Origin of the sequence: Pseudonocardia sp. CA-142604 (genome assembly GCF_050948475.1) — a bacterium.
Taxonomy (GTDB): domain Bacteria; phylum Actinomycetota; class Actinomycetes; order Mycobacteriales; family Pseudonocardiaceae; genus Pseudonocardia; species Pseudonocardia alaniniphila.
In genome coordinates, this window is record NZ_CP192045.1 from 6,524,220 (window position 1) to 6,536,819 (window position 12,600).

General features: G+C 70.2%; 9 protein-coding genes. 5 read left to right on the forward strand and 4 right to left on the reverse strand.

Translation table 11 applies throughout. From position 1 onward, the window contains the following. The first annotated feature begins 218 nt into the window (after positions 1 to 218). Positions 219 to 818: a TetR/AcrR family transcriptional regulator gene (locus tag ACQPZQ_RS29535; RefSeq protein WP_433286110.1), complete on the forward strand. Its 600-nt coding sequence runs from the start codon at positions 219 to 221 to the stop codon at positions 816 to 818. Between the two features lie 28 nt (positions 819 to 846). Here ACQPZQ_RS29535 and ACQPZQ_RS29540 read toward each other — a convergent pair whose 3' ends face one another. Genes ACQPZQ_RS29540 through ACQPZQ_RS29550 form a run of 3 tightly spaced genes read right to left on the reverse strand, consistent with a single transcriptional unit; the run spans position 847 to position 4,560 of the window. Then, complete coding sequence (locus ACQPZQ_RS29540) at positions 847 to 1,626, reverse strand: citryl-CoA lyase (RefSeq protein WP_433286113.1); 780 nt, start codon at positions 1,624 to 1,626, stop codon at positions 847 to 849. 47 nt (positions 1,627 to 1,673) lie between these two features. Further along, on the reverse strand, positions 1,674 to 3,209 hold the full coding sequence (locus tag ACQPZQ_RS29545) for a class I adenylate-forming enzyme family protein (RefSeq protein WP_433286115.1): 1,536 nt from the start codon (positions 3,207 to 3,209) through the stop codon (positions 1,674 to 1,676). A gap of 34 nt (positions 3,210 to 3,243) precedes the next feature. Next, complete coding sequence (locus tag ACQPZQ_RS29550; protein ID WP_433286117.1) at positions 3,244 to 4,560, reverse strand: MFS transporter; 1,317 nt, start codon at positions 4,558 to 4,560, stop codon at positions 3,244 to 3,246. A gap of 149 nt (positions 4,561 to 4,709) precedes the next feature. Here ACQPZQ_RS29550 and ACQPZQ_RS29555 point away from each other — a divergent pair, with 149 nt between their 5' ends. Both ACQPZQ_RS29555 and ACQPZQ_RS29560 read left to right on the forward strand, forming a co-directional pair. Continuing rightward, entirely contained in the window at positions 4,710 to 5,522 is an 813-nt protein-coding gene (locus tag ACQPZQ_RS29555; protein ID WP_433286119.1) for an IclR family transcriptional regulator domain-containing protein, read from the forward strand. A gap of 228 nt (positions 5,523 to 5,750) precedes the next feature. Continuing rightward, positions 5,751 to 6,776 (forward strand): hypothetical protein, encoded by a 1,026-nt coding sequence (locus tag ACQPZQ_RS29560; RefSeq protein WP_433286121.1) that lies wholly within the window; start codon positions 5,751 to 5,753, stop codon positions 6,774 to 6,776. A gap of 86 nt (positions 6,777 to 6,862) precedes the next feature. On the opposite strand, the gene ACQPZQ_RS29565 is transcribed toward ACQPZQ_RS29560, so the two are convergent. Further along, positions 6,863 to 7,735: a helix-turn-helix domain-containing protein gene (locus tag ACQPZQ_RS29565; RefSeq protein WP_433286123.1), complete on the reverse strand. Its 873-nt coding sequence runs from the start codon at positions 7,733 to 7,735 to the stop codon at positions 6,863 to 6,865. A 91-nt stretch (positions 7,736 to 7,826) separates the two neighbouring features. Between ACQPZQ_RS29565 and ACQPZQ_RS29570 the strand changes: the two genes are divergently transcribed. Next, positions 7,827 to 11,237 (forward strand): DUF5107 domain-containing protein, encoded by a 3,411-nt coding sequence (locus ACQPZQ_RS29570; protein WP_433286124.1) that lies wholly within the window; start codon positions 7,827 to 7,829, stop codon positions 11,235 to 11,237. A gap of 1 nt (position 11,238) precedes the next feature. After that, positions 11,239 to 12,561, forward strand: coding sequence for a cellulase-like family protein (locus ACQPZQ_RS29575; RefSeq protein ID WP_433286127.1), 1,323 nt, complete (start codon positions 11,239 to 11,241; stop codon positions 12,559 to 12,561). Positions 12,562 to 12,600 lie beyond the last annotated feature (39 nt).

The following is a 12,600-nucleotide window of genomic DNA, read 5'->3' on the forward strand; positions in this document are numbered from 1 at the left end:
ACCGGAACACGATTCCGGAAGGATGTCGCTCGTGGGGCGCCATGGTTGCGGGGCGAGCAACGCGAGCGGTTCAGGCCCGCTTTCCTCGACCACGGGCGGAGCGTGGCGACGATGCAGGTTCCGTCCTCCGCTCTGCCATCATGAGCAAACGGAACCTTGTTCCGGTAACCATACGGAACGCCGTTCCGCTTAGCAAGCCCGGTAGTGGAGGGAGCGGTGTGAACGACAGCGACGAGGGCGCAGGGCACGCAGCCCGGTCCAAGCGGGCGGACGCCCGGCGAAATGAGCAGACCCTGCTCGACGCGGCCGCCGCGGTCTTCGTGACGTCAGGAGTGGAAGCGCCGGTCCGTGACATCGCGGCGAGGGCCGGCGTCGGGACCGGCACGATCTACCGCCACTTCCCGACTCGGGCGGATCTCATCATCGCCGTCTACCGGCATCAGGTCGAGGCCTGCGCCGAGGCCGGTCCAGTCCTGCTGGCGACAAGCGCCAGTCCTCACGCCGCTCTAGGACGTTGGATCAACCTCTTCGTTGATTTCCTGGTTACCAAGCACGGGCTGGCCGCTGTGCTGCAGTCCGACAACGCCGGCTTCGAGACGCTGCACGCCTACTTCCTCGACCGCCTCGTGCCCGTGTGCACCCAACTGCTCGATGCTGCAGCCGGTTCCGGCGAGATCCGATCCGACCTGGACGCCTACGAGCTCATGCGCGGCGTCGGGAACCTCTGCATAGGCGCAGAGAGCGATCCGAGCTACGACGCACGCCGCATGGTCGAACTCCTGATCGCAGGGCTAGGAGCCCGCGTTTCGGAACCGTAGTGCTGTCATGCGCCCCGCCTCGACAGCACTACGGCTCCACAACGCGGGCTGGGTGGCTGCTCGCCGCTTTCTCCACCTCTTCCCAGATCGTTGGCGCGGTTGGGCTTCCGATCTCCTCCAGCACGTGGCCCACCAGGCCGACGGCACGGGCCATCACACCGATTCCCCTGGCCGCCCGCCAGTCGATGCCGAGCCGGGAGGCGATCGCTCCGATCGCTCCGGTGACGTTGACCGGCAGTTCCTTGCCCAGCGCTTCCCCGGCCTGCCTGGCCACCTCGCGGATGAGCGGCACCTGGGGGCCGCTCAGGCCGTTCTCGTCCAGGATCGTGAAGAGTCGTTCGGCCCGCGGGTCGAGCGGCTTGTGGATCGGATGCCCGATTCCCGGGATGAGCTTGCGGGCCGCGACGAACGGCTCGACGATCTTCGCGGCCTCCGCCTCGAGGTCTCCCCCGAGATCCGCTTCCTGCACGTACCGCGCGGCGCCCTCGATGGATCCGACGAACGTGCTGCCGAGGCCGAGGAGGCCTGCCGCCACCGCACTCTGCAGGGAGTCCGGAGCTCCGTAGTGGGTCAGCCGGGTCGCGATCGCGCTGGGTGTCATGCCGTGCTCGACCAGGCTGACGGTCAGCGCGTTGAACATGGTCGACTCGCCGGGCCCGGGAAGGCGACCGGTCAGCTCGAGGAATCCCATGTCACCGAGACCGACCTTGCCGACCAGGTCGTCGACGAGATCGTGGCCGAAGACCGTGATCTGCGATGACGTGCTCCAGCTGATCTCGGAGCGGATGCCGCTGATTCCGTCGCTCATTCGCGCGCTGCCTTTCGGGTCGGTACCGCCGGTCGATGCCGGCGGGATCACGGTTGGACGAGGAGCTTCTCCAGCTCGTGCCGGAGGACCTTGCCGGACGAGCTCCTCGGAACGGACTCGGAGGGGATGAAGTGGATCTGCTTGGGCAGCTTGTGCCTGGGCAGGTTCCGGCGACAGGTGTCGAGGAGGTGTTCGACCGTGACCGTGTCGTCGGAACGCACGACGAACGCGACCGGGACCTCTCCCCACACAGGATCGCTGCGGCGGACCACGCCGGCCTCCAGCACGCCCGGGTCCTGCAGGAGAACGCGTTCGATCTCGGCGGGGTACACGTTCTCGCCGCCACTCTTGATCATGTATTTGACCCGGTCGACGAAGTCGAGCAGCCCGTCCGCGCGACGGACGAGGACGTCCCCCATGTGGAACCATCCGTCGCGGAAGTCCGCGGCGTTGGTTTCTGGGTTGTTCCAGTAGCCGCTGAAGAGCGTCGGCCCCCGCATGCAGAGCTCACCCGGCACGCCGTCCGGGACGTCGTTTCCTGCCGGATCCACGAGCCGAACCTCGCAGTAGGCGCTCTGCTCCTTCGGGAATTCCGACGGCACGACGCCGACCGGGATGACGTTCGCCGAGCACGGCGGGCATCCGGTCTCCGTCGAACCGAAGGTGTTGGCGAACGGCGCGTCGAGAAGCGTGGTGATGTCGGCGATCTCGGCGGGGCGCACGAGGTCGGGCATCACCCCACACAACGTGATCCCCGCCGGCACGGTCCCGCTCTGCCGCACCGCGTCGGCGAGACGTCCGACCGTTCCGGGCATGACGAGCAGCCAACCGAGCCGTTCCGTCGCGACGACCGTGACGAGCCGCGCGGTGTCGAACCCGTCGACGACGATCACCTTGCCGCCGGAGATCAGTGTGCTCAGCGAGTTGTCCAGCGCGCCCATGTGGCTGAGTGGTGACCAGGCGACGAAGTTGTCGTCGCCTGCCAGGCCCAGCTCGGCCCGGGTCGCCATGCTGCGCGCGATCTCCGCGCGATGGCTGATGCACGCCCCCTTCGGCATGCCGGTGGTCCCGCTCGTGTAGATGATGACGACGATGTCCTCGGGTTCCGCCGCCGAGGAGCGCTCCCACGGCTCGCACGTCGACAAGGACTCCTCGTAGCCCGGTCCGAGGACAAGGACGTCCTCGGACCGCGTGGCCAGCGACGTCCGGTGCTGCTCGTGCTGCCGGGGCGAGGCGATCGTGACCGCGGGCCCGACCAGGTCGAGGCACGCCGTGAGCTCCCGCGGGGTCGATCGCGTGCTCTGGCAGGCCACGATCGCGCCGAGCCTGGATGCCGCGAGGATGATCTCGAAGTACTCCGCCCGATTCTCCGAGAGCAGTCCCACGCGCTGCCCCCGGCCGACGCCGAGACCGGCGAGCCGGGTGGCCAGCCTCCGGCTCCGCTCCTCCAGTTCGCGGTAGGTGATCCGGCTCGGCCCGTCCTCCACCGCGATCCGCGCCGGGTGTGCACGGACCCGCGCGTCGAAGAGGGTGACCAGCGTGCTTCCGACGGCTTGCCTGACGAGGTCCGTCGCCGGCGTCATCGTCATCGCCGCACTTGCGTGATCGCCCACGCTGTCAGGCCCCCGCAGAGTCGGTGGTGGCAGCACGGCCGGGCACGTCGATCGGGCGTGAGCGACCTGCGGCATGGGGGCGGGCGAGGAGGACCCCACCGATCCCGAGCAGACTCGTCACGAGCATCCAGCCGGCGACGGCCCACGGTTCTCCGCCCTGCCAGGCAAGCAGCCCGGCGGCGATCAGCGGCGCGAGCCCACCGCCGACGACGGTGCCGCCCTCGCGGCCGATGGAGACGGCGCTGAAGCGGATCTTCGTACCGAACATGCTGGTGAAGTAGGCCGGCTGGATGGCATCCGACGCAGCGGCACCCCCGGCGATCCCGATCGTGACCGCGACCACGACCAAGGTGACGTCGCGGGAATCGACGAGCAGGAAGAAGGGAAACACGAACGCCGCCTGCACCAGCAGCGCGACGATCATGACCCGGTGGAACCCGAACCGGTCGCCGAGGTGGCCGTAGAGCGGGCACAGCACACAGGCCACCAGCGCGCCGACCACCGTCGCCATCAGGATCGACGAACGCGTCATGCCCAGCGTCGCGGTCGCGTAGCTCAGCACGAAGACCGAGACGATGTAGAAGGTGGTGTTCTGCCCGACGCGCATCAGGAAGATCGCGATGACGTTGCGCGGGCGGCGCAGCGCCTCGACCACCGGGGCCTTCTCCTGCCCCTCGACCCTTGTGACCTGCTCGAACTCGGCGGTCTCCGGCAGCTCCCGGCGGATCCAGAGCCCCACGCCCACGAGCAGGATGCTCACCAGGAACGGGATGCGCCATCCCCAGCCGAACAGCTGGTCGTCGGTGAGCACGCTCGACAGCGCGGTGTAGGCCAGCGAGCCGAGGATCAGCCCCGCGAACACCGCGCTCGACAGGAAGGCGCCCCAGAACCCCGGGCGTGAGCTTCCGTTCTCCTTGGTCATGAGAGCAGCACCACCCCACTCGCCGCCCGTTCCGAGACCCTGGACGATCCGCAGCACGACGAGCAGGACCGGGGCCGCGATGCCGATCTGGCCGTAGGTCGGCAGCACGCCGACCCCGACGGTCGCGATCCCCATCATGATCAGCGTGACGACCAGTACCTTCTTCCGGCCGACGCGGTCACCCAGGTGTCCGAAGAGGACGCCGCCGAGCGGGCGCGCGGCGAACCCGGTGGCGAACGTGGCAAAGGACAGCAGCGAACCGACGACGGAGTCGGCCGCGGGGAAGAACAGCTGCGGGAAGACGAGCGCGGCCGCCGTGCCGTAGAGGAAGAAGTCGTACCACTCGATCACGGTCCCGATGGAGACAGCCGTCGTGACCCGTCCCGTGAGGGTCGCCATCTCAGCCGACTCCGATCCACGACAGCCGGTAAAGCCGGTGACCCGTCCTACGCACGTGCGCCTCCTCGTTGGGGCTTGACATGATTTCGCTCAGCGAATAACTTTTCGCCTGGCGGATCATGTCGGACGCTAGGAGTGAGGTGGTCGGCATGTCAACCGTCGACAAGGAGCAGTTCGTGACGTCGCTCGCGCGCGGGTTGACGGTCCTCAAGGCCTTCAGACCCGAGTCGCCCGAGATGACGCTGAGCCAGGTCGCCGCCGCCTCCGAACTCAGCCCCGCGGTCGCGCGCCGGTTCCTGCTGACTTTGGTTCAGCTCGGGTACCTGACGCAGGTCGACAGGAAGTTCGTGCTCACCCCGCGCGTCATGGAGCTCGCAGCCACCTACCTCGACTCCATGAACCTCGCCGAGATCGCACAGCCCCACCTGCAGCACATCCGCGACAGCACGGGCGACAGCGTCTCCCTGACGGCGCTGGACGGCGTCGACATCATCCATCTCTGCCACGTGCAGACCGAGCGCCTGCTCCGGTTCGCGGTCACCCCGGGCAGCCGGGTGCCGGCCTACGTCTCGGGCACCGGGCGCGCGATCCTCGCCTTCGAACCCGAGTCACGACTCGAGGAGTTCTTCGCCGCAGCAGAGCTCACGCCCCGCACGCCGCACACCGTGACCTCGGAGGACGAGCTGCGGGCCTGCTTGCGCACGGCCCGCGACGACGGGTACGCGCTCGTCGTCGACGAGCTGGACATCGGCATCACCGTGATCGGTTATCCGGTCATGAAGGACGGCGCCGCGGTGGCCGGGATCAGTTGTGCCATCGCATCGGGATACATGACCAGCGCCGACTTCGTGGCATCGCGACTACCGCTGCTCGAAGCGGCCGCCGCCCGCCTGGAGAAGGAGCTGGACCGCTTCCCTGCACTCATGCATTCACTCGACATGAGCCGACCTTCCGGCTACTGATCACTTCCTGATCACGAGATCGATGCCCGCTGGGTCCGCAGCGACCGGCAGTCCCTCCGGGGGTTGAACCCGGAGTTTCTATCGAATGACTGCTACTGCGAGGCAGCTCGTATGCACAGGGTCCGTCGTTAGCGTGCTCGCCGTCCAGCTGATCGCAGGGCACGCGCCCTGGAGAATGAAAGACGGTCCTGCATGCGCGCTCGTCGATTCGTGGCCGGAACGGTTGTAGTGAGCGGCGTGCTGCTGGGCCTGCCCGCCACCGCGTTCGCACAGACTTTTGTGCCGTGCAATGGCGCCGCGCTCCAAAGCGCGGTTGCGAATGCCGACACGGCCGGTGGCGGCACCCTGAGCCTCACTCCTGGCTGCACCTACACGCTCACCACACCGGACAACCCCGACAACGGCCTGGCGATCATCACCACCCCGATTCGGATCAACGGTAACCGCGCGACGATCACCCGCTCGTCGGCGACGGACTTCCGGTTCTTTCAGGTCGACCCGTCAGGCAACCTCACCCTGGATGCCATGACACTGAGCAATGGCCGCTCCTCCACCCACGGTGGCGCGATCCTTGTCGACAGCGCCGCCGGCCTGACGCTCTCCGCCAGCACTGCCACAGGCAACACAGCGACCTTCACCGGGGGCGGGATCGCCAATCTGGGTGGCACGGTGGTGATCAACACCAGCACGCTCAGCCATAACACGGCCCTGGAGGGTGGTGGCCTCGAGAACGCGTTGGGTGGCACGACCACCTTCAACGGCAGCACCGTGATCGGCAATCATGTGACCGCGACGGGCGGTGGAATCGCCATCACCGGCGGGTCGGCCACCCTGACCAACACCCGCATCGACGGCAACGACGCGACTGGGCCGAATGCGCAAGGCGGCGGCATGTACAACCAGGTCACCGTGACGCTGACCGGCAGCCCGATCATCAACAACATCGCCAACGGCGCGACCGCGCGAGGCGGTGGCCTGATCAATAATGCGGGCACGCTGAACGTCACCAACAGCCCGATCGTCGGCAATACCGCGATGGGCACGAACGCCCGCGGCGGTGGCATCGACAACGACCTCGGCGGCACCACCACCCTGCAGGGCGTCTCGGTAGTCAATAACCGAGCGGTGGGAAGCGGTGCCGACGGCGGCGGCATCTTCCGGGAGGACGGCACGGTCACGCTCAGCGCCACGTCCGTGGCCGGCAACCAGCCCAACAACTGTGGCAGCTTCAGCACTGTGTTCGGCTGTTCCTAGGTGTCGTGACTCAGGACGTTGTTCGTGACGCATCCACCCCGTACACCCGAAGTCCTCGTCGGTCACGCTGACGGTCGGCGCCGCGCTCACGCTCCCCTGTTCCCGTTGCGGTAGTCGGTGGGGCTGCATCCGTGGACCGTCCGGAACTGGCGCGAGAAGTAGAACGCATCGGTGTAGCCGACGGCCGTCGCGATGTCGCCGATGTCCCGAGACGAGGTGATGAGGAGTTCGCGCGCCCGCGCCATCCGCAGGCGCTTGGTGTACTCGACGACGCCACCGCCGGTCGCGGCGCGGAAGAGCGCCGAGAAATGCGAGGGCGACAGCCCGGCCGTGCGGGCGAGCTCCGGCACGCTCACCGGCTTCGCGAAATTGCGACGCAGGTGCTCCTGGGCTTGGCGGATCGGCTCGGTGCGCTGGTACCCGCCGCCCACGGCATCGGCTGCCAGCTGCGCCAGCAGCCCCCACCCCGCGCCCGAGGCGGAGATGAGGCTGGGGAAGGTCTCGTCCCGCTCCAGGAACCCGATCGCATCATCGATGGTGGACACTGCGCGGTAGGTGTCGTGCAGCTCGACGAGGCCCTCGCGCCCTTCCTCGGTGACCACCGAGAGCAGCTCCGGCACCTGTGAGCCGGCAGCGTGCAACCACCAGATCGTCCATGGGTTGCGGGGATCAGCCCAGTAGGTGTGGGCCAGCCGCGGCGGCAGGACGAGGGCGTAGCCCGGCGCGACGACGGTGGTCCGCTCCCCCACCTGGCACCTCCCGATCCCGTCGGTGCAGACGATGACGACGGCCTCGCCGGCGCCTTGCGGGCGGCGTCGGCCGTGGTTCGCCGCGCGGGGGAAGTAGCCGGCGTCGGTGACGAGGAGGCCCGCCGTCGGCGGCTGCCGCAATGCGGACGAAACGAGCGGGCGTGGGAGCACGCGCAGCCGTTGGCCGGGGAAGCCATCGGGCAGCAGCACGTCGGCACCGTACCCCCGACCGTCGAATCGTCCAGGTAACTCGGTCGATTCGCCTATGCAGGCGAGGCGCGTCCGCTCGTAGCGTCTCCGCATGCTCGACGGCGAGTCACGACTGCAGCTCCCATCCCGCCCTGCCGAACAGGCGGACGCCGGAGTGGCGGTCTGGCGGGATCTGCTGACGATCGACAGCTACCTCCCGGAACCGCCCGACCGCTACCCGGCCTACCTGGATCACCGCGTCTACCAGGGCTCCTCCGGCCGCGTCTACCCGCTGCCGTTCCACGACCGGATCAGCCCCGTGAAGGCGCCCGTCGAGTGGGCGGCGGTGCACCTGGAGAACAGGTGGTTGCGGGTGCTCGTGCTGCCCGAGCTGGGCGGCCGGATCCACGTGGGGCACGACCGCAGCTCGGGCTACGACTTCTTCTACCGCAACCCGGTGATCAAGCCGGCGCTCGTGGGACTCGCGGGCCCGTGGATCGCGGGCGGCGTGGAGTTCAACTGGCCGCAGCACCATCGCCCGGCGACGTTCCTGCCCACCGACGTCGAGGTCGAGCACGAGCCCGACGGCGCGGTCACCGTGTGGTGCTCCGACCACGACCCGTTCACGCGGATGAAGGGCATGCACGGCATCCGGCTGCGACCCGACCGCGCGACGCTCGAACTGCGGGTGCGGCTCTACAACCGCAGCGAGCAGACCCAGACATTCCTGTGGTGGGCGAACGTCGCCGCCCGTGTCGGGCCGCACTACCAGTCGTTCTTCCCGCGCGACGTCCGCGTCGTCGCCGACCACGCGCGGCGCGCCGTCACCGCGTTCCCGGCCGCCGACCGGCCCTACTACGGCGTCGACTACCCGGGCCGCCACGATCACGTGGGCGTTGCCGCAGACGGCGTCGAGGTCCGCGGCGATCGTCTGGACTGGTACCGCAACATCCCCGTGCCCACCTCGTACATGTGTGTCGGCAGCCGGGAGGGCTTCTTCGGCGGGTACGACCATGCGGCCCGGGCGGGCTTCGTGCACGTCGCAGACCGCTTTCTCTCCGTGGGCAAGAAGCAGTGGACGTGGGGCGACGCCGGTTTCGGCCACGCGTGGGATCGCAACCTGAGCGACGACGGGGGCGCCTACGTCGAGCTGATGGCGGGTGTCTTCACCGACAACCAACCCGACTTCGCGTTCATCGCACCCGGCGAGACGAAGGTGTTCTCGCAGGTCTGGTACCCGATCCAGGAGATCGGCCCGGCGCACGCCGCCACCGTCGACGCCGCCGTGCGGGTGGACGTCGGGCCGGAGGGCGCGCACGTCGGCCTCGCGACCACAGCCGAACGCGACGGCTGTGTCCTGCGGTTCGAGGACGGCGACGGCCGGGTCGTCGCCGAGGAGGTCGCCGACGTCGCGCCGGGCCGGCCGTGGCTGCGCCGGGTCGCGCTCTCGCCCGCGCACGCGGCGGGTCGGCTGCGGCTGCGCGTGCTGCACGCCGGCGCCGAGCTCGTGACCTGGGATTCCCTCGTCCCGGACCCGGACGGTGACGTCGTTCCGGCGCACGAACCTGCGGCGCCTGCGGACGTCGCGACCGTCGAGGAACTCGCGGTGATCGGCGCGCATCTCGAGCAGTACCGGCACGCCACCCGCTCACCGGAGGCGTACTGGCGCGAGGCGCTGCACCGCGATCCCGGCCACGTCGCAAGCAGCGTCGGACTCGCCGCCAGGGCGTACCGGCGTGGCGACCTCGCCGAGGCGGAGTCCCTGTTGCGGGCCGCGGTCGCGCGGTTGACCAGGCACAACGCGAACCCGCAGGACACCACCGCGCACTACGCGCTCGGCCTGGTGCTGGAGCGGCAAGGCCGGCCGGACGAGGCGTACGCGGCGTTCGCCACCAGTTCCTGGACCCGTCCGTGGCGGGCCGCTGCCGGCTACCGGATGGCGCGCCTCGACGCCGCCGCCGGGCGCGACGAGGCGGCGTTCTCCCGGCTGGAGGACGTGCTGCGCGTCGAGCCCGAGCACCTGCAGGCCCGCGCGCTGAGCGTGATCGTGCTGCGCCGGACGGGTCGCCACGAGCATGCCGATGCGATCGCCCGTGCCACGCTCGCCATCGACCCCCTGGACTGGTGGACCCGCGACGTGCTCGGGCTCCCCGTCACCGCTGACGCCCAGACCTGTCTGGACGTCGCGATCGAGCACGCGGGCGTCGGCGAGCTCGACGCGGCTCTGCGGATGCTCGACCTCGCGGCCGAGCGCGACCCGGACCGCGCGACAGGGCAGACAGCCGCGGCGCCGATGCTGGACTATCACCGCGCCGCCGTGCTCGAGCGGCTCGGACGGGCCGAGGACGCTCGGCAGGCTCGTGAGCGGGCGCGCAAGGCCGACGCCACCTGGTGCTTCCCCGCCCGGCTCGACGACGCACTCACAGTGGAGCGCGTAGTGGCCGTCGACCTGGAGGACGCCAGGGCGCGGGCTCTGCTCGGGCACTGGCTCTACGCGCACGACCGCCCGGCCGACGCGATCGCGGCGTGGCGCGCGAGCAGCGAGCTCGACCCGACCGACCCCGTCGTCTGGCGCAACCTCGGGCTCGCCGCCCACAACCACCTCGGGGACGCCGAGCTCGCGCGCGAGGCCTACGACCGCGCCCTCGCCGTCGCGGGCTCCGACGCGCGACTGCTGTTCGAGAGCGACCAGCTCGACGCGCGCCGCGGCGTTGCCCCGGACCGGCGGCTGGCGCGGTTGCTCGACGCGCGCGAGCTCGTCGAGTCCCGTGACGACGCGACGGTCGCACTGGCCCACCTGCTGCTCACCGCGGGACGCCTGGACGAGACCCGGTCGCTGCTGCTCGCCCGCACCTTCCAGCCGTGGGAGGGCGGCGAGGGCGAGGTGCTGCGGGTGTGGGACCGGCTCGCCCGGCTGCAGGCGCAGCACGAGCTCGCCGCGGGCGGCGTCGATGCCGGGCGGGCGGCCGTCGCGCTGCTCGACGCGGCGCTCGACCCGCCGCTCTCACTCGGCGAGGCCCGCCACCCGCTCGCGAGCACGGCTGCGCTTCAGCTGCTACGCGGGGACGCCCTGTCGGCCGCGGGTGACCGCGAGGCTGCCGCGGCGGCGTGGGAGCTAGCGGCCGCGCAGCAGGGCGACTTCCTGGTGATGAGCACCCAGCCCTACTCCGAGGCGACCGTGGCGTCCGTGCTCGCGCTGCGCAGGCTCGGGCGGGAGGACGAGGCCAGGGACCTCGCCGACGCGCTGCGCGGGTTCTGCGCAATGCTCGCCGCGACTCCCGCCACCGTCGACTACTTCGCCACCTCGCTGCCGTCGATGTTGCTCTTCACCGAGGACGCCGACGTCGTGCAGCGACGGCGCGTCGCGTTCCTGCGCGCCCAGCTCGCCGTCCTCGACGACGACGAGGGCGCCGCCCGGGAATGGCTCGGCGAGCTGCTGACCGATGATCCGCACCATGTCGATGCCCTCGAACTGCTGGCGTCGATCGCCGCTCCCAGCCCGTCGAGCGTCCTGGAGGCCTGAGATGCACACTCTCCCCGACCGCCTGACCATCACGTTGTGGGACTTCTCCTGGTACGTGCGGACCGGAGAAGGCGAGCCGTTCGCCGATCTCGACGCCGCCTTCGCACAGGCCGTCGAGCGGGGCTACAACACGGTGCGGATCTGCGCGATGCCGTTCCTGCTGTTCGGCTCCGGGCTCGACACGTCGGCGCTGACGCTCGGGCCGCTGGGTGGCGACTTCGCCCAGCGGATGCGCTGGTACGACGTGAAGGCGCCCACGACGATCGACGCCCGCGAGCACCTGCTCGCCCTGTTCCGCGCGGCCCGTCGGCACGACTGCTTCGTGATCGTCTCGTCGTGGGAGTACCAGCAGAGTTCTGCGTTCGCGGCCGATCCGGCCTGGTGGGACGCCCTGCGCGCGGTGCCGCCCGCCGAGCGTCCACGCCGGCTCGCGGCCGCGCACGCCGACCTTCTCGACCTGCTCGTCGCCGAGGGCCTCGACGACCGCGTGGCGTTCACCGAGATCCACAACGAGGTGCAGGTCGGGCACCTCACCGAAGGCCTTCCCACCGACGCCGACGCCGTGGTGGCGCTGCGGCCGCTCCTCGCGGAGGCGATCGACGAGTTCCACCGCCGCCACCCCTGCCGCCGCTGCACCGTCAACTACGCGCGCGTGCCGCACGACAGCATGCGCGGCATCCCGGAGAACGTCGACGTTCTCGCGGTCCACCCCTACATCTACGGCGTGCTCGGCGCGCTGATCGACGAGTTCGGCCTGCGCAGGCCCGTCGCGGAGTTCCGGCAGGAGACGGCCGCCGCCCACCTGCTACGGCCCGGGGCGCCGCCCGCCGCCGAGTGGACGGTGCCCGCTCCGCACCGCTGGCGCCTCGACGCCACGATCGTCTCGGCCGTGGAGGCGTACGTCCACGACTGGGCCGACCCGGTGGCTTTCGACCGCTGGCTCTACGACCACTACGGCGAGCACCGCATCGCCATGGCCGAGAAGCTGGCGTTCTGGTTCGACGTGGCCGCCGACTGGGCGGCCGCCCACGACGTCCCGGTCGTCCTCGGCGAGGGCTGGGTCGGCTACACCCCGCTGCACGGGACGTTCGAGGAGGGCCCGGTCGGGGCGGAGATCTGCCGCCAGGCCGTGGCGCACGCCCGCCGCATCGGCGCCTGGGGCACGGTCGTGTGCTCCAACGCCGCGCCGCAGCACCCCATGTGGTCCGACGTCGCGCTCCAGCAGGAGTGCAACGCCCTGTTCGCCACGGCGCCCGCGCCGCCTACGTCCGCTCTCCCGTCCCCCGAGTTCCCGGCACGGGAGCCCGCCCCGCGATCCGCCTGATCCCCGACCCGCGCCAACGACGGCGCGCTGGAGGTTGCA